This is a genomic window from Amycolatopsis sp. cmx-11-51, from assembly GCF_047608665.1.
Lineage (GTDB): Bacteria > Actinomycetota > Actinomycetes > Mycobacteriales > Pseudonocardiaceae > Amycolatopsis.
Map to the genome: position 1 here is coordinate 78,705 of NZ_JADNQO010000015.1, position 24,891 is coordinate 103,595.

The 24,891-nt window shown below is 67.1% G+C and carries 24 protein-coding genes; 7 read left to right on the plus strand and 17 right to left on the minus strand.

From position 1 onward, the window contains the following. Positions 1–52: 52 nt before the first annotated feature. Positions 53–1,258, plus strand: coding sequence for a peptidoglycan DD-metalloendopeptidase family protein (locus tag ACM6LU_RS33050; RefSeq protein WP_414941748.1), 1,206 nt, complete (start codon positions 53–55; stop codon positions 1,256–1,258). 669 nt (positions 1,259–1,927) lie between these two features. Here the strand turns inward: ACM6LU_RS33050 and ACM6LU_RS33055 are convergent. From ACM6LU_RS33055 to ACM6LU_RS33065, 3 genes are all read right to left on the minus strand, one after another. After that, positions 1,928–2,707: a hypothetical protein gene (locus ACM6LU_RS33055; RefSeq protein ID WP_414941749.1), complete on the minus strand. Its 780-nt coding sequence runs from the start codon at positions 2,705–2,707 to the stop codon at positions 1,928–1,930. A 229-nt stretch (positions 2,708–2,936) separates the two neighbouring features. After that, positions 2,937–3,908 (minus strand): alpha/beta fold hydrolase, encoded by a 972-nt coding sequence (locus ACM6LU_RS33060; protein ID WP_414941750.1) that lies wholly within the window; start codon positions 3,906–3,908, stop codon positions 2,937–2,939. 214 nt (positions 3,909–4,122) lie between these two features. Beyond that, complete coding sequence (locus ACM6LU_RS33065) at positions 4,123–4,542, minus strand: MarR family winged helix-turn-helix transcriptional regulator (protein ID WP_414941751.1); 420 nt, start codon at positions 4,540–4,542, stop codon at positions 4,123–4,125. A 56-nt stretch (positions 4,543–4,598) separates the two neighbouring features. Here ACM6LU_RS33065 and ACM6LU_RS33070 point away from each other — a divergent pair, with 56 nt between their 5' ends. From ACM6LU_RS33070 to ACM6LU_RS33080, 3 genes are all read left to right on the plus strand, one after another. Beyond that, positions 4,599–5,123 carry a DUF6790 family protein gene (locus tag ACM6LU_RS33070; protein WP_414941752.1) on the plus strand — a complete coding sequence of 175 codons (525 nt, stop codon included), beginning with the start codon at positions 4,599–4,601 and terminating at the stop codon, positions 5,121–5,123. Positions 5,124–5,146: 23 nt separating this feature from the next. Then, a complete protein-coding gene (locus tag ACM6LU_RS33075) occupies positions 5,147–5,779 on the plus strand; it encodes a TMEM175 family protein (protein WP_414941753.1) in 633 nt (210 codons plus the stop codon). A gap of 330 nt (positions 5,780–6,109) precedes the next feature. Next, positions 6,110–6,751 (plus strand): FAD-dependent oxidoreductase, encoded by a 642-nt coding sequence (locus ACM6LU_RS33080; protein WP_414941754.1) that lies wholly within the window; start codon positions 6,110–6,112, stop codon positions 6,749–6,751. An 8-nt stretch (positions 6,752–6,759) separates the two neighbouring features. On the opposite strand, the gene ACM6LU_RS33085 is transcribed toward ACM6LU_RS33080, so the two are convergent. The 4 genes from ACM6LU_RS33085 to ACM6LU_RS33100 form a co-directional block, all read right to left on the minus strand. After that, positions 6,760–7,092, minus strand: a complete 333-nt coding sequence (locus ACM6LU_RS33085) for a hypothetical protein (protein ID WP_414941755.1) — start codon at positions 7,090–7,092, stop codon at positions 6,760–6,762. A gap of 320 nt (positions 7,093–7,412) precedes the next feature. Further along, positions 7,413–8,303: a helix-turn-helix transcriptional regulator gene (locus ACM6LU_RS33090; RefSeq protein WP_414941756.1), complete on the minus strand. Its 891-nt coding sequence runs from the start codon at positions 8,301–8,303 to the stop codon at positions 7,413–7,415. 114 nt (positions 8,304–8,417) lie between these two features. After that, positions 8,418–9,221 (minus strand): SDR family oxidoreductase, encoded by an 804-nt coding sequence (locus tag ACM6LU_RS33095; RefSeq protein ID WP_414941757.1) that lies wholly within the window; start codon positions 9,219–9,221, stop codon positions 8,418–8,420. A gap of 816 nt (positions 9,222–10,037) precedes the next feature. Then, positions 10,038–10,622, minus strand: coding sequence for a CGNR zinc finger domain-containing protein (locus ACM6LU_RS33100; protein ID WP_414941758.1), 585 nt, complete (start codon positions 10,620–10,622; stop codon positions 10,038–10,040). Between the two features lie 83 nt (positions 10,623–10,705). Here ACM6LU_RS33100 and ACM6LU_RS33105 point away from each other — a divergent pair, with 83 nt between their 5' ends. Both ACM6LU_RS33105 and ACM6LU_RS33110 read left to right on the plus strand, forming a co-directional pair. After that, complete coding sequence (locus ACM6LU_RS33105; protein ID WP_414941759.1) at positions 10,706–12,124, plus strand: MFS transporter; 1,419 nt, start codon at positions 10,706–10,708, stop codon at positions 12,122–12,124. A gap of 52 nt (positions 12,125–12,176) precedes the next feature. Next, positions 12,177–13,298: an epoxide hydrolase family protein gene (locus ACM6LU_RS33110; RefSeq protein ID WP_414941760.1), complete on the plus strand. Its 1,122-nt coding sequence runs from the start codon at positions 12,177–12,179 to the stop codon at positions 13,296–13,298. Positions 13,299–13,599: 301 nt separating this feature from the next. Here the strand turns inward: ACM6LU_RS33110 and ACM6LU_RS33115 are convergent, their stop codons facing one another. Further along, positions 13,600–14,433, minus strand: a complete 834-nt coding sequence (locus ACM6LU_RS33115) for an enoyl-CoA hydratase/isomerase family protein (protein ID WP_414941761.1) — start codon at positions 14,431–14,433, stop codon at positions 13,600–13,602. 123 nt (positions 14,434–14,556) lie between these two features. Between ACM6LU_RS33115 and ACM6LU_RS33120 the strand changes: the two genes are divergently transcribed. Then, complete coding sequence (locus ACM6LU_RS33120) at positions 14,557–14,943, plus strand: winged helix-turn-helix transcriptional regulator (protein WP_414941762.1); 387 nt, start codon at positions 14,557–14,559, stop codon at positions 14,941–14,943. Positions 14,944–15,009: 66 nt separating this feature from the next. On the opposite strand, the gene ACM6LU_RS33125 is transcribed toward ACM6LU_RS33120, so the two are convergent. From ACM6LU_RS33125 to ACM6LU_RS33165, 9 genes are all read right to left on the minus strand, one after another. Next, positions 15,010–15,603: a hypothetical protein gene (locus ACM6LU_RS33125; protein WP_414941763.1), complete on the minus strand. Its 594-nt coding sequence runs from the start codon at positions 15,601–15,603 to the stop codon at positions 15,010–15,012. A gap of 197 nt (positions 15,604–15,800) precedes the next feature. Further along, positions 15,801–17,039, minus strand: a complete 1,239-nt coding sequence (locus ACM6LU_RS33130) for an MFS transporter (protein WP_414941764.1) — start codon at positions 17,037–17,039, stop codon at positions 15,801–15,803. Then, on the minus strand, positions 17,039–18,088 hold the full coding sequence (locus tag ACM6LU_RS33135; protein WP_414941765.1) for a GNAT family N-acetyltransferase: 1,050 nt from the start codon (positions 18,086–18,088) through the stop codon (positions 17,039–17,041). Before ACM6LU_RS33135 ends, ACM6LU_RS33130 begins: the two co-directional genes overlap by 1 nt. 22 nt (positions 18,089–18,110) lie before the next feature. Beyond that, the gene (locus ACM6LU_RS33140) at positions 18,111–18,812 is read right to left on the minus strand and encodes a YqcI/YcgG family protein (RefSeq protein WP_414941766.1); all 702 of its coding nucleotides are present in this window, start codon (positions 18,810–18,812) and stop codon (positions 18,111–18,113) included. Between the two features lie 9 nt (positions 18,813–18,821). Then, positions 18,822–19,661: a class I SAM-dependent methyltransferase gene (locus tag ACM6LU_RS33145; protein WP_414941767.1), complete on the minus strand. Its 840-nt coding sequence runs from the start codon at positions 19,659–19,661 to the stop codon at positions 18,822–18,824. 57 nt (positions 19,662–19,718) lie between these two features. Then, complete coding sequence (locus tag ACM6LU_RS33150) at positions 19,719–20,975, minus strand: arginine deiminase family protein (RefSeq protein ID WP_414941768.1); 1,257 nt, start codon at positions 20,973–20,975, stop codon at positions 19,719–19,721. A 978-nt stretch (positions 20,976–21,953) separates the two neighbouring features. Continuing rightward, positions 21,954–23,180 carry an acyl-CoA dehydrogenase family protein gene (locus ACM6LU_RS33155; protein ID WP_414941769.1) on the minus strand — a complete coding sequence of 409 codons (1,227 nt, stop codon included), beginning with the start codon at positions 23,178–23,180 and terminating at the stop codon, positions 21,954–21,956. Continuing rightward, the gene (locus tag ACM6LU_RS33160; protein ID WP_414941770.1) at positions 23,177–24,145 is read right to left on the minus strand and encodes a 3-hydroxyacyl-CoA dehydrogenase NAD-binding domain-containing protein; all 969 of its coding nucleotides are present in this window, start codon (positions 24,143–24,145) and stop codon (positions 23,177–23,179) included. Before ACM6LU_RS33160 ends, ACM6LU_RS33155 begins: the two co-directional genes overlap by 4 nt. Continuing rightward, positions 24,142–24,885 (minus strand): acetoacetate decarboxylase, encoded by a 744-nt coding sequence (locus tag ACM6LU_RS33165; protein WP_414941772.1) that lies wholly within the window; start codon positions 24,883–24,885, stop codon positions 24,142–24,144. The genes ACM6LU_RS33160 and ACM6LU_RS33165 overlap by 4 nt, the downstream gene beginning before the upstream one ends. Between the last annotated feature and the right edge of the window lie 6 nt (positions 24,886–24,891).

A 24,891-nucleotide genomic window follows, 5' to 3' on the forward strand; every position in this document is an offset into this window, starting at 1 on the left:
CAGCAGCTGTCAGCCCCTGCCCCTGCCCCTGCGCCTACTTCCTGGAGAGCACATGCCCTTCTCCCTGCGCCGAAGTTTCGCGATCTCCGCGTCACTGATCCTCGCCGTCGCGATGTCGATAGTTCCGTCGACGGCTACCGCCGGACCCACCGAACGCGACCTCGCGGCCACCGTGCGCGCGACCGTACTCGAGCAGCACGGGGACGCGCTGAAGGCACAGTGGGGCACGCCGTCGCTGCGTGAGCCCCTCTTCGAACCGACCCGCACCGCTGGACCGTGGGTGTTCGGCAGCACGACCATCCCGATGGCATACGGCCAGGAACACGGCGCGCCGCTGATGGCGTTGTTCCTGGCACACCGTGATCAGCTCGGCTGGCGGGTCGAGCTGGACGGCACCGCCGGGTTCACCGAGCTGGCCACCCTGGCGCCGACAGCGGTGCTCAGCGAGGGCGAGAAGCGAACGTTCGCCGACAACATCGCCGGCCAGAACCGGACGCTCGCCGACACCGGCCTCGGTCTGCCCTGGCCGCAGGGCGTGGCATGGTGGATGGGCGGCGGACCGCACGGCAACAGCGGCAACTCCCGGCCATTCAGCTCGATCGACTTCAACGGCGGCGACGGCCGCGTGTTGTCCGCCGGGCCGGGGCGGGTGTACAAGAGTTGCGTTCGTGGGCGCAGCGCGCTGGTGAAAGTGGTGCATGACAACGGATACAGCACCACCTACTACCACATGTACGACCTGACCACGCAGACCGACGGCAGCGCTGTGCGCGTCGGCACCTATCTCGGCCACATCGGCAACGAGCTGCCGTGTGGCGGTTCCAGCAGTGGTGCGCACGTGCATTTCTCCTTGTTGCGCGGCAACACCCACATCAGCGTGAACGGCATGACCGTCGGCGGCTGGACGTTCTACGAGGGCAGCCAAGCGTACGGCGGCTACGCCCAGCGCGGCAGCACCCGCGTGTCCGTCGGTGGCCGCGTCACGAACTATGGCGCGGGTACCACCCTGCCCGCCGGCACCGTCGACGGCGGCTCGAACAGTTCCGTCACCCTGCGTTCCGGCCCTGGCACCAGCTATGACGCCGTGGGCACCGTTGGCAACGGCACCGTGGTGACCATCGCCTGTACCGCGCGTGGCGAGGCGGTGGACGGTGTCTGGGGTCGCACCGATCTGTGGAACCGACTCGAGAACGGCAACTGGATCAGCGACGGCTTCCTGGACACCGGCTCCAACGAACCAGTGGCGCCCGCTTGCTGAACCGGGCCGTGGGCGGGGCGCCCTCCAGCACTCCGCTCACGGCTCCGAGATCTGGGAGTACTGGTCGTGTCGAATGCGTTTCGAGAAGGCGGCGTGACGAGAGGTTCGCTAAGACCCGGGCGCGGTCGAGCGGCGACTCCTCCGTCACCAACGGGGTAGAAAGGTGGTTGTCCTTCGTGTCGCTTCGCCTTCCGAATGTCCCCTAAGACTCCAACCGTAGATCGTGATGTTCGCGGTTCTTCGGTCGATTTTCGCTGGTAGTGGGCTTGCTGGCGCGGTGCTGGTGCGGTGGCGCCACCAGTACCAGTGCAGGCAGGCGGTGATGTCGTCGGTGTGCCCGATGACGATGCCGGCGAACAGGTGCCGGATTTCGTTGGAGGTGAAGGGAACAGCCCGGCCGAGTTGGGTTTGGCGCGATCGGCGACGGTGATGGTGGCGAGGAAGAGATGCGCCAGCAGCACGAGGGTTGTCCAGCGGTACCAGGAGGTCCAGGTGCTCGTCGCGACCGGTCTGTCCTTTTGACGTTCAGCTGGCGGGGGTGGTGCTGCGTCCCCGTGCCGGGCTGGCAGCGCGTCAGCCGAATGGCCTCATCCGGAGCCCAGCCGTTCAGGCCATCGCCGCGAACGGCGACACCCCGCGGCAACCGACGTCGGCCGGGTCGTGCGGTGGTCAGTTCTGGTTCACGGGCCATGCCGCGGCGGGGTGGCAGCGTGCCGGGCAGGCGAAGATGTAGAGCATGTTGCCGAGGAACAGGCCGTACTGGTCGGAGTGGAACGTGAGGTTCTGCGCCGGCTGGTGCGAGTGCTTCTCGAACCCGGTGTCCTTGGGCAGCTGGCAGACGAAAACCAGCTCCGCGCCGCAAGGACATGTGTAGGACTCGCGAGCCTGGGCCCAGCACGGGACACCACCGAGTTTGAACTCGTCCACGCCGTTGCCCCGTGCGGCGAACAGCTCATCCGCGGGCCGTCCGTCCAGGAGTGCGTCCCCGAGCGACCACACCGTGATCCGTTCCGTCGCAGGACCGACCTCAAGTGGCTTCGGTAGAAGATACGAGTCCACCTCGTCGCTCGGGGTGGTGTCGTCGCGGTGGAGCATGATCCGCCAGAACGCGCCTTCACTGTGGTAGCGCTGCGGCGGCCGGTCCCAGAACCTTTCTGGCAGCTGCTCTGATCCGCCGTCGGCGGAAACCGCGTCATTATGCGCGGGGCACTGGAACACCAGCAGGTGCTCCCCACCGAACACGGCGATGTCGACCGGAATGTCGAGTTGGAAGAACAACACCATCCGCTCACCGCAGAAGCACACCGGCCACGGCTCCCCCGCCGGAAGGAACGGCCACCCACCGACCGTGTCGCGGGCACCTCGCTCGGCTGTCCCGCTTCCCTCTCGCACCAGATACATCGGGATACCCGACTCGTGAACCACTGGCTGTTCCGGCAACGCGCTCATCCGCACACTCTACGCACGCCTCGAGGACAACGCCCCCGCCGCACCGTTTTCCACTGGGGTACAAGCACATCCCTGCTTCTGAGTCAGACTGTCGAACAGGCTGGAGCGCCAGCCAGGGGTGGCTGGCACTGGACAAGGCAAAGTCGGTCATCGTCAGGGCCTGCGACCGCGACCACAGGTGGCCTCGACGCAAAGTGCATCACCGGGTGAAAGCCGCCCTTCGGCCCTCCTAAAAGCACACCGAAGCGAGATGTGCGAGGAGCAGGGCCGTCGTGGTCTCGGCGGCCTCCTCGGGGATGTTGTGCCCGATTCCGGCGAGATTCTCCAGCCGGTACGGTCCCGTGACCCAGTTCCGGGTCGCTTCCACGCCCGACGGCGAGACCATGGCATCGCCCGTGCTCGCGATGAAGAGCGTCGGTACCGCGACCCGCTGCTCGTAGCCCTCGAAATCGTTGGCCCGGTACCAGTTCAGCGCGGCGGTCAGGGCACCCGGCTGGGAAAGCCGCCGGAAGTACTCCGCACACTTCTCCGGCGGGACGCCCGGCAGCTTGGGCGGCCCCGACGCGAGAATCGAATTCTCCGGGATCGGAGCGGGCTGCCGGAAGAACTCCATGTACTTCGACGCTTCCCGCTGCACGGGATCGGTCCGCAGCGCCTCCGCGAAAGCAGCGGGATGCGGCACGGAGACAGCGGTCAGCGACCGCACTCGGCGTGCGTACTTCGCTGCGGCGATCCAGGCGACCGCCGCACCCCAGTCATGTCCGACCAGGTCGAACCTTTGCCAGCCAAGGGAATCGGCCATCGCCCGGACATCACCGACGGCGTAATCCAGGTGGTAGTTCTCGATCCCGGTTGGCCGCACGCCCGGCGAGTAGCCCCGCTGGTCGGGCGCCACCGCCCGGTAACCGGCGGCGGCGAGTGCGCGCAACTGATGCTCCCACTCGATGCCGTATTCAGGGAAGCCGTGCAACAACAGCACTTTCCGGCCATGCCGCGGACCGGCGGCCACAGCGTCGAAAGTGCCACGAGGAGTGCGGATCCGCAGCGGCATCATCCGCGGCGACTCGGCCGCATACGCGGGGCCCGCGATGCCGAGAGACGCCACACCGACGGCGGCCGTGGCACTCATTTTGATGAAACCACGACGAGAGGGAGAGAGCGACATGCGGCCAGCCTGTCGGCCGAGCGAGACGAAGACCATCGGGAACACCCCCGTCGTCCCACTGGTGCAGGCCCTACCCACGGCGGTCCTGTTGATCGGCCTGCGGACCGCGACAGCCGCTGATCGGCCATCGGCTACCAGGGGTAGCCGGGTGAGCCCGGCCAGGAAAGCCTCCAGGAAGCCGCCGACGAGCCGCGCACAGCGCCGGTGACGGCCCGCGCCCCCTCTCGCCTCCCGGCAGCCGAGGCAGACCTCAGTCGACCGCGAGGATTTCGGCCAGCCGAAGGGTGTCTTCGAGGTAGCGCTCATAAGGGAAGCCAGCCGCGACGAGCCCCTCACGGAACTCGTCAGAAAGCGGTTTTCCCGCGGCGTGGAAGGCTTTCCGGCCGAGATCGGTGAGCCGGACCAGCCGACGCCGCGCGTGTTCCGGGTCGACGGTGATCCGTACCAGACCATCCGCTTCGAGTGGCCGCAAGGCCCGGCTGATCGCCGGATCGGAGATCGACAGCGCCTGGGCGAGCCCATGCTGCGTCGTCGGCTCGATGTCCTCGAGTGTGCCCAGAAGCCGTATCTGACTGTAGGTCAAACCGTCGGGGGCATCGGCGCGCCGCCGGGCGGCTTCGCCCATCAGCATGACCACGCGGTGCAGCAGGTCTGCGAGTCCGTCATCCACGACCTCACCATACCAGAGTGTTGACTTGTTAATATTAACTAGGTAAGACTGTGGTCATGGACAACTTCTCTTACCTCGCCCAATCCGCCTTCCCGCTGGTCTGGATCGTCGTGCCCGCCGTCGGAGCCTTCCTCCGGGCCCGCCACGCGACGTCACCTCAGGAACGGCTGGAGATCTGGCAGCGCTGGTGGGCCATCGGTGCCTTCGGCTGTGGCAGCCTGTGGATGACGGTCGCTTTCCTGGCTTTCCCGGACGTCATGGCCACGGCGATCGGCTTCGACCGGACGCCGTTCATGTTCGAGATCGCCTTCGCCAACCTCGGCATGGCCGTCTTGGGCTTCCGGGCCGCCTCGGCGTCCGCGCGCGAGCGCATCACCATCGGCCTCGGCGGCGGGATGTTCCTTTGGGGAGCCGTGATCGGCCACGTCTACCAATGGTTCGCGGGCGGTGACCACGCCCCCGGCAACACCGGCGGAGTCCTCGTCACCGACATCCTGATCCCGGCGGTCATGATCATCCTGGCCGTACGGTCCCGGCGGCTCGCGCCCGCCCCGCGACCGGCCACGGAAATCGCCGCCTGAGAACGCGGGAGCTGTTCCTCACCATGACGACCCAGACGGACCACACGATCGGGAAGGCCGCCGCCGAGCGGCTCACCATCTTCGCCGACGCGGTGATCGCGATTGCGCTCACCTTGCTGGCGCTGGATCTCCCGATCCCCCACGGCGACACCACCGACGCCATGCTGAGCTCGATCTCGGCCCACGGCGAGGAATACCTCGCCTTCGCGCTCAGCTTCGCGGTGATCGCCGCCCACTGGCGTGCCCACCACGAGATCTTCCCCTATGTCCGCTCGTTGAGCAGCCGCCTGATCAGCCTCACCCTGGGATGGCTGTTCATGCAGGTCCTGATGCCGTTCGCGACGCGGGTGATCACCGCCGAGGGAGCGTTCCCGCTCCGGTTCAGCCTGTACGCGATGGTGCAGGTTCTGGCCTCCGCGTCGTTCGCGCTCATCATCCGGGAGATCCGGCGAGAACACCTGTACCGGACCGACGGCCCGCCCTGGGTGTTCGCCCAAAGCCTGCTGCGCAGCGTCTGCTTGGCCGCGGTGTTCGGGATTTCGATTCCGGTCTCGTTCCTGGCCGGGGACACCGGCGCGTACCTGTGCTGGCTCCTGGCGCCGATCGCACTCGCCATCGCCCGCCGGGTGCAGGACCGCAAGCCGTCCGGCAACTGATCAGGATCACCCCCGCAGAGCTGCCAGGCACCGCGTTCGCATCGACTTGGACGCCGCTGGTTCCGTGCGGAGCGACGGGAATACGAGCAAGATCGGTCAGGTTTGCTCACGGGGGCGGCGTTCACCGAGGAGAATCATGAAACTGCGTCATGCCTTCACCACGTTCGCCGGTGACCACCCACCGGCTCTGGTCGTGGTCGCCCGCGAGGCGGATGCCGAGATAGAGTCCCGATCCGGCAACGTCCGGAGGGCGGTTGCGACCTCACCTTCGCGAACGGTTCCGCCGCGCGCGCCGACATCGTCATCGGCGCGGACGGTGCCTGGTCGACGGTGCGTCCGCTGCTCACCCCCGCCACACCTCTCTACAGCGGAACCTGCTTCATCGAGATCGCTCTTACCTCAGGCGACCCGAACCATCGGGCCAGCGTGGCCGCGATCGGCAGCGGCACTCTGATGGCGGCCGCGCCGGGCAAAGGCATCACCGTCCATCGCTACGCCAACGGGCTCGTGCGCGGCCACGTGGTGCTGAACAGGCCCGAGGTATGGATGAGGTCTATCGACTTCGGCGACCCGTCCGCTGGCCTCCGTCAAGTCTGCAACGAGTTCGACGGCTGGTCACCGCTGCTCACCGACTTCGTGACAGAGAGCGACGCACAACCGTTGCTCCGACCCATCTATGCCCTTCCCGTCGGGCTCAGCTGGGACAGGACACCTGGTGTGACGCTCGTCGGCGACGCCGCGCATCTGATGTCGCCCTTTGCCGGCGAGGGCGCGAACCTCGCCATGTACGACGGCGCCGACCTGGCCAGCGAGATGGTCGAGCAACTCGACATCGAGGTCGCGCTCGCCGCCTACGAAGAGCGGCTGTTCCTGCGTAGTAGCGAGGTCGCCGGCCGCTCGGCGCAGAACCTGGAAATCTTCTACGGCCGGGACGCACCGCAGAGCGTAGTCACTATCTTCGATCAACCCTGAACGGAAGATCATGAGTTCGGCATCCGTGAAGCTTCCGACGTGGGACCCCGCAACCTCATGGCCGACCGTGCCGGGTCCGCTGCGAGCCCGGCACGAACGTGCGGCCTGCGCAGCACGGCGACGAGCGGGCTGTAGAGCCGAAACCGGCCGGTGAGCAGATCACCGGCTCCGTAGGTGGCCATCTTGGTCAGATGCATGGTCAGCGCGCTGGCGGCCTCGGTGCCGACGTAGGCCGCGCGGGTCAGGCCGACGGCGAGGCTGGCTGAGGAGGTCTGCCCGGTCGAGCTGCGCGAGGAGGAACTGCGCCAAGCTGCGCTGGTGCGCCGAGCGCTTGCAGCCACTCGGCCGGATCGAGCGGATCATCGGCTCGGCGCGGGCCACCTTCGAACAGCGGTGCTGCGAGTTGACTGTGTCCTGCCTGGGTCCGGAGTGCGTGAGCGGACTTAAGCCCTGCCTCGCGCTGGCAGACGACCTCGGGGCCCGTTGCGTCGTCGACCTCGGCGCGGGCGCCGGACCGGAATGCAGGGAACTGGGTTTGCCTGCGCCCCAACTGCGGGCGCCCAGGTCGACTTACGATCACGCGAAAGGCTTTCCCAACGTGGGCCGGACGCTCTCGCCGATCGTTCAGCGCTGACTCAGACTGACTGAGAAGGTTGGACTATCAGCTGAGTGCTTGGATCTCGGTCGCCAGCTTCTCCTGGCTAGCCGCCCACGACGCCAACAGGGCCAGACCGTCCGCGGTCGCCGTGCCGGCGGGCGCGGTGTAGACGGTCAGGAGCAGGCCGGGTTCGGCAGGCAGCTCCATCGACTCGACGTCCAGGTCGAGCTGGCCCACTACCGGATGGTGCAGACGCTTGCGTCCGGACCGGTGGAGCCGAACGTCCCGAGATGCCCACCGCTGCCGAAATAGTTCACTGCGCGTCGACAACTCACCGACCAGGGCGATCAGCTCCTCGTCGTGCGGATTGCGGCCGGCTTCCATACGTAGCTTCGCGGCTACATCGCAGACGATTCGGTCATAGTCGACGAAGAACGTTTTTGCCGCCTCGGGATCCAGATACACGAATCGCGCGGTGTTCGCCGGCCGTCGCGTGTCGGCCAGCACCGGTGAATACAGCGCGCGGGCAAGGTGATTCATGGCCAGCACGTCATACCGGCTGGTGCAAATCCACGCCGGTGCATCGGTGATGGCGTCGAGCACCCGCTGAAGCGCCGGACGCACCGTCACGGCGGGTCGCCGGCGGCGTGGACCGCCGGGCGTCTTGGACTGCCGCGCGAGGTGGAACAGGTGATCGCGCTCGGCCTCGTCAAGGTGCAAGGCGGAGGCCAACGCGTCGAGCACCCCATCGGAGGCACCGGCGAGGCTGCCGCGCTCCATACGCACGTAGTAGTCGACCGATACCCCTGCCAGTAGAGCTACCTCTTCGCGACGCAGACCTTTGACCCGGCGGTTGCCGCCGTAGGCGCGCAGTCCAGCCCGCTCGGGCGTGATCCGCGCGCGACGCGAACTCAGGAACTCCTTGATCTCAGTGCGCAGATCTATCGTGGCCACCCCTTCACGGTAGGCCCTGTCCGCAAGCGAAGGGAGGTACTGCAGGTACCCCGTTGAGATCCGACTTGGAGGTACTCTCAAGGGCCCGTCGGCCGCCGACAAAGCCTCGCGCGCCTAGGTACCTGATGCGGTCGTGGCGGTGCCGCCGTCAACCGGGACGATGGTGCCCGTCAGGTAGGATCCGGCCCGGCTGGCGAGGAACACGGCGATACCTGCCATGTCGTCGTCGCGCCCGAGACGGCGCAGGGGGGCCTTCGCCGCGATCGTGTCGCCGATGGCATCGATCGTGGCCGCCATCATCTGCGACGGGAACACTCCTGGGGCTACCGCGTTCACCGTGACGTGCTGTGGGCCCAGTTCCCTGGCAAGCACCCTGGTGAGTTGATGGAGTGCCGCTTTGCTGCTGGCGTACGAGTAGTTGGGCGCCTCGGCGACGTGGATGGCGGCGATGCTGCCGATGTTGATGATCCGCGCGGGATCATCGGCGGTGCCCGCCCTGCGCAGTGCGGGCAGCAGCGCCTGCACCAGCCAGAACGGCGACTTGAGGTTGAGGTCGATCACCGCGTCCCAGGCCTCGGCCGGGAACGTCTCCAGCGGCTCGCGCCACATCGCTCCCGCGTTGTTGACGAGGATGTCCAGGCGTTCCGAGTCGGCCTTGACCAGATCAGCGAGGCGCTGACACTCGTCGTACTTGGACAGGTCGGCGGGGATTGCTTGAACGTCGCCGAATTCGGACAGTGAACGCTGTGCCTCCGCGCACGCGTCTGCCTGGCGTGAGCTGACGACGACGCGGGCGCCCGCCTGCAGAAGGCCGCGCGCGATCATCATCCCAATGCCCCTGGTGCCGCCAGTGACAAGTGCGTACTTCCCACTCAGATCGAAAAGGTCTGAGTGCGTGGTGAACCGGTTGTCCGCCATTGGTCTTCGTCCGTTCTATCGTGGAAGCATGTGCTGTCACAGTCGCGCGTCCGGTGCAGCTGTCGGCGCTTTCGTTCGGGGCTCCTGGGAAGGATTCCCAGGCGGCCGCCGTGCGCGCCTCCCGTGGATCCATTACTTTTTCTCCGCGTAACTCAAACAGATTGACAGGCGTCCTGGACGTCTGGGAGACCCTGGCGATACAGGTACTGTGAGAGCCTCCCTTTCCGGGCGGGTCAGGTCTTCGAGTTCGGCTACCAGTTGCATAGCGGGCCCCGTAGTGCTCGGCCTGTTTGCGGGCGGGTTCGCTGGTGCCGGGCCACTCGACTTCCGTGTCAAGTCCTGCTGTGTTGCATGGGTGCCCAGGGCCTGCTCCGTCACCAGCCCCCATGGCTCGGCTCGATCTTGCTTGAGATCCGCCGCTGCTTGGAACTCGTCGAGGTCGAGAATTGCCCGTCGAATCGCGCGAAGGCCCTGGACCGAAATGGCGAGCCCGATGTGTTGCTCCTCGTCGTCGTCGTTTTCAACGGACAAGAAACCTTGGGGAGCGCAGTTGGTGGAGCAGATCGACGTAGGCGCCGCAGCGAACGACGCACAGGACGCGGGCGTCGAAGAGCGCGAGAAAAATGGGGTTGTCGACGTCGTTTTTGTCGACGGGGAACCCACGTGCCTTCTACGCGTTGGCTCGGGTCTGCATTGCGACTTTCGCGGCGATGTAGATCGTATCGCGAGGGACGCACTCGGAGGCCCGAACGAGTTCGTCGAACGCGGGCTCGGACGAAACCCCAGAGCCGGCCTGGCAGGGTCAGGTGCCGGCGCTCAACGCGGGCTGCGCCGGCTCCGGTAGGCCGCGACGCTGGCCCGGTGTGCGCAGGTTCGGGTGCAGTACTGCTTCGAGCCGTTGCGCGAGAGGTCCACGAAAGTGGCCCGGCAGGTCAGCCCGGCACATACGCCGAGACGAGCGGGACCGAGCGTGGCGATCACGGAGGCCAGTGCGCTGAGGGTGGTCGCGGCAAGGTGCGCCGAGCAGCGGTCGGTGTCGGAGGTCACCTCGGTCCACCAGCGGTCGTCCTCGTGGCGCAGTACCGGGGTGGCGCGGCTGCGGCGCAGACCGTCGTTGATCAGAGCCTCCGCTTCGACCGCGTCCGCGTTCGCCCGCTCGAGCACTTCACGCACCGTCTCGCGCAACGCGCGGACTTCCGCCAGGTCGGCGTGGGTGAGATGCCGCGGACCGGTCCCTTGGTTCGCGGCCGAACTCGGAGGCTCAGCCGCGGGATGGTCGTCAAGGAAGTCCCGGAGCTGCTCCACGGTCTCGAGCGCGTCCTCTCCCTTGATCGGCCTCAAGGTGTTGGCCAGGTCGACGGCCGTCTGGACCGCCGAGGCGGTGTAACACGCATCAAGCATTTGACGTATCTCCTCGCCGTTCGTAGTGTGACATTCATAGTAGCTTTCACGTGTCACAAAACAGACCCGGGGAGGAGGCGACGATGCCGCAGAGGACTCCCGCCGTAGGAGCCCCCAGCGGGGGATCGAACCACGCCCCGGACGGGCGTCGGCTGGGGCTGACTCTGGGGATGCTGGTGCTGCCGATGTACGTGGCGCTGGGAGCGCCGTCGGTGGCCCTGCCTGCCATCAGCCGCGCATTCGCGGTGCCATTCGGGGCCACCGCATGGATTCTCGCCGCGTGGTCGCTGACCTCCGCGCTCGCGATGCCGGTCGCGGGACGGCTGCTGGTCCGCTGGAGCCTTTTCCAAATCCTCGTCGCCGGGGTCGTGGTGCTCGCCGCGGGCTCCGCGCTCGCCGGAGCCGGGCCGACACTGTCCGTCGTGATCGTCGGCCGACTGATCGGCGGCGCCGGGGCGGGCGCGACCGTGATCGCCGTCTTCGCCGCGGCCACCGCCCTTCCCGGGCGGGAACGGATCCGCGCCCTGGGAATCATCGCGGCCGCCAGCGCGACGGCGTCGGGGTGCGGGACCCTGCTGGGCGGGGCGGTGACCGTATGGCTCGGGTGGCGTGCCGTGCTCGCGATCCCGGTCCTCGCGCTGCCCCTCCTGCTGGCCGCGTTGCCGAGTAGGCACGCGCTGACGCGTAGCGGTAGCGGCGACCGAAACGGCTCGACCGGGCGACTCGATATCGTCGGCGCGGCCGTGCTGTCGGTACTCGCCGGCTCCTTGATCACGTTGCTGCAGGCACACTCGGTCGGCCTGCCCGCTCCGGTCACGCTCGTCGTGGCCGCCGCCGGGGCGCTCGCTGCCGTGGGACTGTGGTGGCGCGTGCGAAGCACCCCCGACGGGTTCGTGCCTCGGCGGGTGATCGCATCCCGCGGCTTCCTGGCGGCCGGGCTCATCGGCGGGACCGTCTTCGCCGGCTACTACGGGGTGCTGTTCCGCGCCCCGTCCCTGATCGAGCAGGCCACGGGCGGTGGCCCCCTGGAAGCCGGCGTGCTCCTGGTCCCGGCCGCCGCCTGTTCGGTGCTGGCCGGGCGGCTGGTCGGCACCTTGACCGACCGGTTCACCGGCTGGCAAGTGTCGGCCGGGCTTGCGGCACTCACCGTCGCCGGCGTGCTCGTGGTCGCGATCTTCACCGGGCCGATCCCGATTGTCGCCGGCACGGCGTTGACCGTGTGCGGGTTCGCCGGCACCCAAGCCGTACTGGTGAGCCTCGCGCCTGACCTGGTCGCCGCGGACGACCGCGACACCGCACAGAGCCTGCTCAACTTCATGAACGCCCTGGGTGGCGGGATCGGTCCGGCCGCTGTCGCGGGTCTGTCCGGCGTCGTGCCGGTGCCGGTGGCCCTCGCCGTGCTCGCGGCACTCCCCCTGGCCGGACTCGTCCTCAGCCTGACCCGGCGCCCTACCGCCGACCGGCGCCCCGAAACCGACGTCACGCGTGGGAGCCCGCGATGACGGTCCACCTGCATCCGATCCCATAACGCCTTGACCAGTAAGGAGCCTTGCCATGTCCGCCAAGCCATTCGAGGTCAGCATCACCGAAGCCGAGATCGCGGACCTGCGTGAACGATTGCGACGGACACGGTGGCCCGAGCGCGAGCCGGTGGACGACTGGTCACAGGGTTTGCCGCTGGCGTATACGCAGGAGCTGTGCCGCAGCTGGGCCGAGGACTACGACTTCGGGTTCGCCGAGCGGCTGAACGTGTTCCCGCAGTACCGCGACACGATCGACGGACTGGGCATCCACTTCCTGCACGTCCGCTCGCCGGAGCCGGACGCGTTCCCGCTCGTGCTCACGCACGGGTGGCCGGGTTCGGTGCTCGAGTTCCTGGAAGTCCTCGGCCCGCTGACCGACCCGCGCGCGCACGGCGGTGACCCGGCGGACGCGTTCCACGTGGTCGCGCCGTCGTTGCCCGGGTACGGCTGGAGTGACAAGCCGTCGACGACGGGGTGGGGCATCACTCGCACCGCGCGCGCCTGGGACACGTTGATGGTCTCGCTGGGTTACGAACGGTACGGCGCGCAGGGCGGTGACTGGGGTTCGGCGGTGTCCGCGGTGCTGGGCGAGGTGGCGCCCGAACGGGTCGCCGGCGTGCACCTGAACCTGGGATCCGTGGCGGCGGGCACGTTCGACGACCCGACGCCCGCGGAGCTGGCGAACCTCGAGTCCGAGAAAGAGATGCAGCGCACCGGCCGGGGGTACTCGGCGATCCAGGCGACCCGGCCGCAGACGCTCGGCTACGGCCTCACCGACTCCCCGGCGGGGCAGGCCGCCTGGATCGCCGAGAAGTTCTGGGCGTGGACGGACAACGACGGCCATCCCGAGGACGCGTTGTCGCGGCAGACGATCCTCGACGAGATCTCGGTCTATTGGTTCACCGCGTCGGCCACGTCGTCGGCGCGCCTGTACTGGGAGAGCTTCGCCAACTTCCGGGACAAGGTGACCGCGCCATCGGGGTTGTCGGTCTACCCGCGCGACATAACCCGCCCGTCGAGGCGGGAGGCCGAGCTGCGGTTCACCGACCTGCGCTGGTTCGAGGAGCTGCCGCAGGGTGGCCACTTCGCCGCGCTGGAGCAGCCGGAGTCACTGGTCAAGCAGGTGCGCGGGTTCTTCCGCCTGTTCCGCTGACCATCCGTGCCAACCCCTGGGAAGCCCGCGCCCAGGGGATGGTCCTGTCCGTCCCCCGGGTTACCGGCAAATCACGTTGTGGGACGGTGCAAGGGGCGAACGTTGACCGGCTGCGCGGAGCTGCTGGTTTTCGACCTCCAAGACGTGGACGACACGGGCGAACTGCTCGTTGCTCGCCCTGAAGTCGTCACGTTCCCGGGTGATCTTCTCCCGCAGCAGCACGGCTCCGGCGGCAAGGGACTTGATGGTCAGTTTGCCATCCGAGCGTTGATCACTTGTCGCGGAAGAAGTACCCGGCTGATCAGCCGGTCAGCTTGCGGAGCAAGCCCTCCAGATCGCGTTCGCCGTCGCGGGTCTGGGCGCCGTGGGCCAGTCCGCCTCGGATCAACTGTTCGGCCGCGGGCCGGGCAATCTGGCCAGCCCAGGCGTCGTGTTCGCGCAGGAAGCCCTCGGCCAGGTCAGCGGGAACGATGGCGCGTTTGGCCGCGGCGACCACACCTTCGGGCAGTGCGGCGATGTTGCGGGCCAGGCGGTCGACGACGTCGTCGAGTTCATCGGCGGGGACGGCCCGGTTGATCCAGCCGTAGCGTTCGGCGGTCCGCGCGTCGTGCAGGTCGGCGCCGAGCACCACTTCCAAGGCGCGGTTGCGGCCGATCCGGCCGGCGAGGTACTGGGTGCCTCCGCCACCGGGGACGATGCCCATGAGGGCCTCGACCTGGCCGATCCCGGCGCGACCGATCGCCGCGAATGCCATGTCCGCCGCCGTGACGAACTCCGCCCCTCCGCCGCGCGCCAGGCCGGCGAGCTTGACGATCGTCACCTGAGGCTGGTGCCGGAGCAACTCCCCGAGGGCTTGGAAGACGTTGACACCGTCGGGTGTGTCGGCCGCGAGTTCGTCGAAGGCGTCCGGCGCGTCGACGAGTGACATGTCGACGTGGGCGATGAAGAAGTCCGGATCGGCGCTGTCGAACACGATCACCCGGACCGAGTCGTCGTTCCGCAGCCCGGTCAACAGCCGCCGCAGGTCAGCCATGAGGGCGACGTCCAGGACGTTGACTGGTGGGTTGTCGAGGGTGACACGGGCGATGCCTGCCTCATGGCTCACTCGCAGGGTCGCGTAGGCGTCGTGGTGCACGAAGAATCTCCGATCCGTACCTGTCAGGCAGCTAAGTTCCTGATGTATACCTAGCCTTGAGCGACGGGAGACCGGCGTCAATAACGCACTTTCGGCATCTCAAGGATCGTGGAGGATACCGACATGGCCACTCCAAGCACCGGCACGGACGTCGTCTACCGGGCCGACTGCCCCAGCCGCCCGATCCTCGACCAGATCGCCGACAAGTGGTCGATGATGGTGATGACCGTCCTCGCCAAGCCGCGCCGGTTCAACGACATCAAGCGCCGCCTCGAAGGCGTCACCCAGCGGGTCCTGACCCAGACCCTGCGCCGCCTGGAACGCAACGGGATGATCGAACGGCGCGTGCTGCCGACCTCACCGGTCGGAGTCGAGTACTCCCTTACCCCGCTCGGCGAATCCCTGCGCGAACCCTTCGGCCACTTGTACGACTGGACGACCGCCCACGCAGACGAAATCCAGAAGTGCCAGCAGGGCTACGACGAGCGTCGTCACGCCGAACGATTGTAGTTCGCCGCCCGGTGCGACCCACCTTGCAAACTACGGCCACAACGATCACCTTAACGGAAGGTACCGTTATCGCATCTGATGCGACCTTGGCCGCACTCCAACATTTCCTGTCTTGCTGATCAGCGGGATATCTGGCGATGTCGCTGGCGGTCGTGGTGTGTCGTTGACCTGGATTGTCCGATGTGGATCGAACGATGTGGTATCCACTGCAACTGAAAGGTCGGTGGCGCGACAGGTTGAGTTGGACGGTGCGGCGCATGTGATGCTGCCGCCCGGGGTGCAGCATTTGAACGAAACGACCGCGGTGTTCGAGGCGATGCTGGCCAGCAATGAATGTCGGCAGCAGTCGTGCAGGTGCACCTTTTCGCGAAAGAGGAACACTCTGCCGTAGACAGAGGGGAACTCCACGTGGTTCTCGCCTTCCTCGTCGACGAACTCCGTCCCGAACTGGCGCGCGAGTTCCGCTTCGACGAGACCGACCATGGCCTCCTCGGTGACTCCGTAGGCGGTCACTTCGCCACCTACGCGCTGCTGAACGGAACCGAAGCCTTCACCAAGTATCTGATCGGCGGCCCCGCGCGGGCCGCGGCCGCGCGGAGATCTCTTCCTCGGCGCGGAGGAAGCAGAGGCCACCGAAGCGTTGACGGCCTCGGGCGACATCCTCGGCTCCATGACACGACTGCGCAGACGCTCCGCCTCCGTGACTATCCCGGACTCCGGGTCACCTGCCGCATCTTCCCAAGGGAGAACCACTACACCGCCGTGCCGTCGGTGATCAACTCCGGGCTGAGGCACCTGTAAGGCACAGCATGAAAGCCCAGCGACCCACGACCCCGCCGAACAGGTCAAAACTCAAGCTAGCTGCCGACCGGACGTCTGCCCTCGTCAGGGGCAGGTTCCCAGCTGGACGAATCGAGTGGTCTACGCCCACCGACGCGATGGGTAAGCAACGCGGCAGCGGCTCCGATGACGGCGATCCCCGCGAAGGCGAAGAACACGGCCGACTGCCAGGCTGCCAGAAGCCCGGTCGCGACAAGCGGGCCCGCGACCCAGCCGAGGTCCGAGATCAGGCCGAACCAGCCGAACGCTTTGCCTTGGGCGCCTGCGTTGACTGTCGCGAGGCCGGTGCGCACGCCGACGAAGACGACGGGTTGCAGGCTCATCAGGATCAGGAAACCCGTGACGTAGGCGGAATAAGTGCCGAACAGGGGTGGAAGGCCGAGTGCGGCGGCTTGCAGGCCGAGTGCCGCGGCGGCGAGCAGCACCGGGGCTCGTTTCGCTGTCAGGTGCCCCGCTAGCGGGGAGACCACGGCGAACACGCCGAGCCCGCAGAAGAACAAGAACGAGATCGAACGGTCGTCGATGCCCAGTTCGTCGTGGACGAACAACGGCAGGACTGGCTCGAGTGCGGAGTAAAGGAAGTTGTTGAGCAGGTCGATCAGACCCAGGCCCGCGACCATGATCCACAGCGTTCGGCGGGGTAGCCGGAGACTGTCGCCGGAGACGGGCGCCGCGGCCTCCTGGCTGTGCGCCGGGGACCTGGTCTGCACGCAGAGCAGCAGTCCGGCGCTGGCCACGGTCAGGACAGTGCCGAGGATGAAGGCCCCCGAGAACGTCAAAGCTGGGGACAGCAGTGCGACCAGGCCAGGTCCGGCGGTCATGCCGATGACGGCCGCGGAACCGAACCATCCCATCGCCTGGCCTGGGCTGGTGCCGGTGTCGCGGGCGAGGTCACTGACCAGCCGGTACAGCGCCGGCATGCTGAACCCTTCGCCGAGGCCCCAGACCAGCCGGCAGACGACCACGCCGGTCGCGGACGTCGTCGCGGCCAAGCCCCCAGTTGCCACCGCCGCGGTCATCAGGCCCAGGATGGCCACCGCCCGTGGCGAGTACCGGTCGGCGGCCCAGCCGCCGAGGGGCTGGACCAGTGCCTTCACCGCGGTGAAACCGCTGAAGGCCAACCCGATCATCAAGACGCTCATCCCGTAGTCGTCGCGCAGCGTGGGGACGAAGGGGATGAGGATGGTGTAGGCGACGTTCTGCAGCGAGGCGGTGGCCAGCAGCGCGGTCATCGCCGCGCTCGGGAACCGCCGCATCACAGGGCCAGGAACGCGGTGATACGCCGGTCCATCTCGTGGAGCGGCGTCAGGGTGTCCGCCGCGGTGTCTCCGAGTGGGTAGGCCAGCGTCGTCAGGACGGTCGGGGTGAAGCCGTGGCGGGTCTTGAACTCGAAGGTGCCCCTGCCGAGGTCGAGTTCGCGGCAGCCAAGGTGCATGGCCAGGGCGATCGTCTCGCGGAGCAGGAAAACGTAGGGGTGGTACACCCGCAGCGCCGAGTAGTCGACGCCCGCGGCCCAGACCAGGAGGCAGTCGTCGTGGAGGAACGCGATCGAGCCGGCGAGGATCTTGTCATCGTGCTCGGCGGTGAGGAGGACGGCGCCGGGTACCTCGACGATCGCCTGCAGGGTTTCGAGGTCGTAGAGCGGCGGGTTCCCGTGTTCCGTCGCCGACTGTTCGCTCAGCGCCAGGAACTCCGCCAGTTTGCCGTGAGCGTCCCGCCCCCACCGCCGGTGGAACGTGACTCCCTGTTCGATGGCGCGCCGGTGCCGACGGCGGATGTCGGACCGCGCGGAGCGGCCCAGCGTGGCCATGAACTCGTCCTCCGAGCCGGGCAGCACCGCGCGGCAGGTCGCGTCGAGTCGTATTTCCGCCGGTGACTGGCGCACCGACCGCAAGTGGTCGAGGACCGGGCCGGGTTCGAGGTTGGTGGCCAGCAGGAGAGGACATCCCCAGTCCGTGGCCTGTTCGAAGGCCTCGTCCAGCACCCTGACCGCGTCCGGTTCGGTGAGGCGGTTGAGCGGGTTGGAAATCGCGTACACGCTGGAGAGGAACGCGACGTTCCCGGGCAGCACGTCCACCATGCCGGCGTCGTCTTCGTAGCCTCGCCACAGCGCGGACCCGGTGAGCCGGTACAACGGGACGCCGGTCACCTCGTCGTCGTGGTTGTCCAGTCCTGTCAGGACACGGTCGGCGAGAGCGGGCTCGACTGTGGCGTGTCGCCACGCGTCGCGCCATGCCGGATCGGCGAAGACCGCTCCGCAAGACCGGGTCGTGGCGGCTTCGGGCTGCGGAGCGGTCTTCGTCATCGAAGTGCCCTTTCTGTTTTGATCAGGCGGTGTGAAGAGGGCAGGTGCGGGGAAGGGGATCGTTTCCGTCGGGCAGGGCGTACTGCTTCCATTCCCGCATCTGGGGATCGCCGTAGGCGAGGAACTCCAGATCCGGGTGGGGCGGTACGTCGTCCCAGCGGCGCACGCGGTCGTAGATCCGCGTGCGGATGGCTTCGCCGCCGGGGTCCTGCCGTTCGACTCCGGCGAAGATGCGACGTGGCTGGAAGCACAGCGCGAAGTGACTGCCCACCCCGCGGCTGCGCCGCTGCCGGTAGCCGGGGATGCTGGGGAACACGAACATCGGTTCCCCCGCGATGCAGAACTCCCACGCCGCGTCGTCGGGATCGCGCGGGACGTCCGCGGGCCAGGGTGCCGGATCGTGCTCGTGCAGCCACTGCAGCGCGTTCCAGAACCGTCGCCCGTCGGTGTCCAGGTCCGTCGTCTCGTCGAAGAAGACGGTCAGGACGTGCCGGTTACGCGGTGCCGTCCGGGACACGTCGGCGAATCGGGCCAGCGTCGACGGCAGGGACGTCAGATCGTCCCCAACGACGAAGCTGTACCGCAGATGCCCTTGGCGCTCGGCCTGCCCGGCGAAGTAGCACGGATACTCGGGATCGTGCAGCACGCCCACGAACTCGGCGTGTGCTTCCTCGACCCAGGGCGGTGCCTTGTGGTGCGCGATGTCTTCACCGGTCAACAGCATGTCATCGCCTCACAGCGGCTTCGCGGCTTCGATCAGCAGGTGGTAGCCGAGGTGGTTGAACGGCGGGACGTCCGACAGCGTGGCCTCCAGTGTCTGCACGACCGAACGGATGCCCTTGTCGGCGAGCGCCTGCTCGGAGAGCCACACGCTGATCGGGGAGTTCCCCTTCAGATGCGTCACGCTCATGCCCGCGCGGGCGAACAGCAGAGTGAGCTCGTCCGGCGTGAAGCTGAACCACGGAGCCCGCAGCTCTTCGCCCGCCTGGGTCTGGGTGAAGACCAGTTCCTTGTTCTCGACGTCGGTGACGTCGACTTCGGCGAACCGGTCACCGCTGAACATCCGTTCGAAGACGCCGTTCTTCACACACAGCAGCATCCGGCCGCCAGGCTTGAGGACGCGAGCGACTTCACTGAAGACGCTCTGCCGGTCGGACAACGGGATATGCATCAGTGCCAGCATGCTGGTCACGACCTCGAACGAATTGTCAGGGAACGGCAACGAGGCCATGTCGCCCTGGCGGAATTCGATGTCGACTTCCGCGGCTTTGGCTTTGGCACGTGCCTGGTCGAGCATCGCCGCCGTGAGATCGAGCCCGGTCATATCCGCACCGGCCAAGGCGAGCGGAACCGTGAATCTTCCGGTGCCACAGCCCATGTCCAGCACTTTCGTGCCGGAATGAACCTTCGACATGAGGAAACGCATCTCCGAATCGGTGAACATGTCGTCGGCGTGCCCCGCGCCCGGTATGCGCTCGTCGTATTCCGCCGCGAGCTGTTCGTATACGTCCCGCACGGTCTGCTTGCCGATGGCGGCATCGGCGGGGTCGCTGCGCTCGTACAAAGTGGTCATCGTCGATCTCCTTTGTGATGTGCCGGCGACGGCCTGATGCCGACGCCTACGGTGGTTTCAGTCCCGGAGAACCGGGCACGACATGCAGTGCGGCCCGCCACGACCGCGAGCCAGTTCGCCGCTGGGCAGAGTCAGGACTTCGATTCCGGCCTTCTCGAGCGCGTCGTTGAAGAACCGGTTGCGGTCATAGGCCACGACGACCCCCGGGCGGATCGCCAGCACGTTGGCGCCATCGGCCCACTGCTCCCGGCGTCGCGTGAAGACATCCCCCGCGGCCGAGACCTGCCGCACGACCGGCACGCCGAGCAAGCAGGCCAGTTCGCCGAACAAGTCGTCCACGGCGGTGAGCGCTACGCCCCCGGCCCGGTCGAGCCGGACGCGGAAGCCCGCCAACGAAGCGACGTGCTCACCGCTGACCAGGAACGTATCCCAATCCACCATCGTCATGACGGTGTCGAGATGCATGGTGCTGCGGGCCTCCGGCAGCCTGATGAGCAGTACAGATCCGGCTTGACCTTGGGTCAGGAGTTCACGGGCGAGCTCGGTGGCCCCGGCGGCCGAGGTGCGGCAGCTCACCCCGATCAGAACGCAGCCGTTCCCGGCCACCAGCACATCCCCGCCTTCGACCGCCGGGCCTAGCTCCGCCCCGGATCTCAGCGTCCGGGCACCGGCTCGCTGCCACGCATGGGAGACATACTGTGCTTCCCGTCGCCGGACGCCAGAGGCGAAACGAGTACCGACCAACGTGGTATCCACCCACGTGCCGCTGTCGCGCACGAACACCGCGTTCGGGAGCGGGTCCACGACATAGTGCTGGGCGAGGTCGACCAGGTGGTCGGGCACCGTACCTCTGGCGAGGTCGAACTCCTCCTGAGTGAGGCCCGACAACAGGATTTCGCACATGTCGAAGGGTGAAAGCTGGGTCAAGTACTCGCGGACCTGGCCGTGGACACGTGTCCCGTGGATTCCGCTGCTGATGGAGAGATCAGTCCAGGCCTGGATTGTGTCTTCGTAGGTCAAACTGTTTTCCATGAGATCACGGAGTTCGACAACCTCGACGCCTCTTATTTCGAGAATCGAACGGAAATTGTCGTGCTCCGCCTGGGCTGCTTCCAACCACGGCACGTCGTCGAACAGTTGAGAATCACGATTTTCCGGGACTATTCGATCAAGCTCCCGTCCAGGGCGATGCAGGACGACTCGTCGCAGTTGTCCTACTTCTGACCGAATACCGATCTTGCCGAGCCGTGCGACGGATTCTGTCGCTGCGGATTCACCACACCGACCAGTGGACATTTTTTTGTCGATCTGCATTCCTGCGTCCCCCGATTTTTTTGTCGTACAGTGCGGCTACCCGAGAGGAGAGGTGGCAAACTGCCGGAAACGAGCTCTACACGGTTGGCCTAACCTCATAGCATCGACGACAACCGGCCTCGTCACGCCGATGAGATCTTCGCTTGAGCCGACCACACGCTCTGCCCACCGGGCGCGGATCAGGCCCGAGCGCGCCACGGCAACCGCGCACCGGACGGCGGACAGATCAAGATGGGTCCCCGGAATGCCTTCGTCGAACCAGGTCGCGTCAACTAGTGTCGCGCGATCCTGCTTGCTTGAGGTTTGGTTTCGTTCCTCGGACGGCGATCTCGCGTGATCAGACGGCGGTTACGCGTGATTGGACGGCGATCTCCGGAGATCGGCGATCTCCGGAGATCGCCGTCTGATCACGGGTAAGACCCGCAGGATCACGCGACACTAGCTGCAGCCGGCAATCAATGCAGCGAACAGCGTAAGCAGCTCACTGGAAGATCGCCAAAATCGACACTAGATCACCTCGGGCACCCCAGACACTCCGAAGCACTCCTCCAGCTACCCGGTTCGAGTCCTTTCCGGCGCCCGAAGGCGCACCCCCGAAACTAACTGTCCTCTCACCAGCCTCGTCGACGAGCACCGAGCCGGATCCCGAAGACGCCGCGCGAGAATGGTCGCGCGCAGCCTTGCCACACCGCCCGACGTGTTCGGAGAACAACCTTTCGCCGCGACGTTGTCACGGCTGGGGGCCGCACGGTATTTCCTGCACCAGCGGGTCCACTACCTCCCGGTGGACGGATACGGAGCGGCACTGGTCCTCACCCGTGTCGCTGCCGGCTATCGCGCGGCAACGCGGCGAACAGCTCGAACCCGCCGGAGTCAGCTCTCTGGAGGGATTTCTGGTCGAAGACAGCACTTACGCTCGGCTTGAGGATCTTCAGGTCCGGAAGCTCGTTCAAGAAGGTGCGTACCTTGCGCTGCCTCTCAGACGAACGCGCTCATTCCGGTCACCGCGCGGCCGACGATCAGCTGGTTGATCTCACGAGTTCCTTCGTAACTGTAGAGGGCTTCCGCGTCGACGAAGTACCGGGCGACGTTGTGCTCCAGCAGGATTCCGTTTCCACCGAAGACCTCCCGCGCGAGGGCGACCGTCTCCCGCATGCGAGTGGTGACCACCGACTTGGCCATCGCGGAGTGCTCGTCCTTGTTGACGCCGTGGTCCTGCAGCTGAGCGAGGCTGACCACCATGGCCAGAGACGAGGTGATGTTGCCAAGCATGGTGGCCAGGTGGTCCTGGACGAGCTGGAACTTCGCGATCGGACGGCCGAACTGTTCGCGCTCCTTGGCGTAGGCGAGTGCCAGCTCGTACGCCGCCATCATGCAGCCGACCGAGCCCCAGGCGACCCCGCCGCGGGTCAGGCGGAGCACATCGCTGGTGTCCCGGAAGCTGTTGGCCCGCTGGAGCCGGTTCTCGTCGGGGACCCGGCAATCGTCGAAGGTGATGTTCGCGTTCTGCACGGCCCGCAAAGCGATCTTGCCTTCGATCTTCGTGGGGTGGAAACCCGGCGTGTCCTTCTCGACGACGAACCCCTTGACGTGGCCGTCCTCGACGTCGCGCGCCCAGACGACGACCAGATCGGCGAAGGTGGCGTTGCCGATCCACTTCTTCTCACCGTTGAGGATCCAGGTGTCTCCGTCGCGCCGGGCGGTGGTCTCCAGTCCACCGGCGACGTCCGAGCCGCCATGAGGCTCCGTGAGGGCGAACGCGCCGATCTGTTCCATCCGGGCCATCGACGGCAGCCACCGTTGCCGTTGTTCCTCGGACCCGCAGCGGTCGACGCTGCCCATCGCCAGACCCGTGTGCACCCCGAAGAAGGTATTGACAGACGGGTCGCACCGGCAGATCTCCATGGCGAGGAACCCGGTGAGCAGCCGGGAACCGCGGTGGGCGGCGAATCCCTCGTACATCAGGCCGGCGATGTCGAGCTCGCGGAACCCGTCGATGATTTCGAACGGGAACTCGGCCCGGGCCCAGTAGTCGTTGATGATCGGGTCGACCCGCGTGCGCAGGAACTCGCGTACCCGCATGACGATGCCGCGTTCGGTCTCCGACAACAGGTTCTCGAACCCGAAGAAGTCCCCGGTGTGCGTTTCGAAGGGATGCTCACCTGAGCGGGGGAACGTGCTGCCGGTGCTCTGCGTGATGGTCATCGGAGGTCCTTTCGGGACGAAGAACGCCGTGCGGCGCGGGCCCGCGCCGAAAGCACGGCGATCTCTTGGACATCTCGGGCGCGGGTCAGCTCCGCGTAGTCGTGCGTGCCGTACTCGTCTTCGGTCGCCTCGACGAGCCGGCGGGCCGCTTCGTCGGTGAGCTCGGGGCTGCCCAAGTCTTTCCAGCGCCTCACCATGCCCGGTCCGAGGTGCTCGAAGAAGTGCCGGAAGCCCCCCGGACCACCACCGAGGTGGAACGTGAGGAACGGGCCACCGGTGGCCCACCGCGGGCCAAGGGACTCCGTGACGATCGTGTCCACTTCGGCCGGCGTCACAACTCCCCGCAGCACCAGGTCGACGGCTTCCCGGAATAGCGCCGACTGCAGGCGGTTCGCGACGAAGCCCGAGGTTTCCTTACGGATGCGCACCGGTACCTTGCCGAGCGTCCGGTAGACATCCGCAGCGCGGGTGAGGGTGTCCTCCGTGGTGCGCGCACCGCCCACGATTTCGACCAGCGGCAGCAGGTGCGGCGGGTTGAACGGGTGGGCCACGAGCATCCGCCCGGCACCGGCCTCGGTCAGCCGCGCGCTGATGTCGCTGGGCTGCAGCCCTGAGGTGGACGACGCCAGCAGCGCGCCCGGTGGCGCGGCCTCGGCGAGTTCGGCGAACAGGCGCTGTTTGAACTCCAGGTCCTCCGGTCCGTTCTCCTGCACCAGATCCGCGTCCGCGACCGCTTCCGCCGCCTCGGTGTGGACGTGGACGAGCCGGGCGAGCCGGTCGGGATCGGCGGGCTCGAGCAGTGTCGGCCCGAACTGGCGGAGCCCGTCCGCGACCGCCGTCGCCAGATCGGGCCGGGGATCATGGACACGCACCGTCCAACCATGGGCGGCGAACAGTGTCATCCACGACAGCCCGATGGTGCCCGCCCCGATCACGGCGACCGTGCCGGAAGTGGACTCGGTCATGAAATTTCCTCCAGATAATCGTGCACCGGGTGCACGGGTTCGAGGGTGAGGTCGGTGCGCACGTGGGAGGCCGCCACCACCGCGCGCACCGGCAGGTCCGCCAGCGGCGCCATGACGTGCTCGAACAACTGCAGCCGGGCGGGGCCGGACCACGCTTCGTGCACCGTGATGTCGGTGATCCGGGTGCGCACGAGGTCACAGACCTGCGGTCGCTTGCCGTAGCCGGCGACGATCTTCACCATGAACGTCGGCAGGGTGATCTGGGCCTTCGCTTCTTCGAGATCGAGGGGCTCGTACTTGTAGGCCATCGTCGCAACGGCTGTGCGCAGTGATCCGATGTCCAGGGTGCCGATCAGCGCGCCGCCTTCGACGCGCAGCGCCGGTTCACCAAGCCCCTTCGGATAGGCACTGCCCTCCCGCCCGGCCGCGGTTCCCGCGAAGCTGTTGAGGTACATCGCGTGCAGGTACTCACCGTGCTCACCGTCGAACACGACCGGGAGCGCCTGTCCGCACTCGGTGTAGGGACCGAATCCGAGCACATCACCCATGTGCATGACCTCGAAGCGCACCAGGTCGTCTCGCACCTGCAGAGGTTCGGGGACAGCGTGACGCAGCGCGTCCGGGTCCGTCCGGTAGACGACAGTGAAATACTCCCGGTCAGTGAATCTGCGGCGAATCCGCGTGTACGGCGGTGCCGTGAGGGGGGTGGTGCCCGCCTTGAGGACTTCGTCGGCTCGCATGGCGCT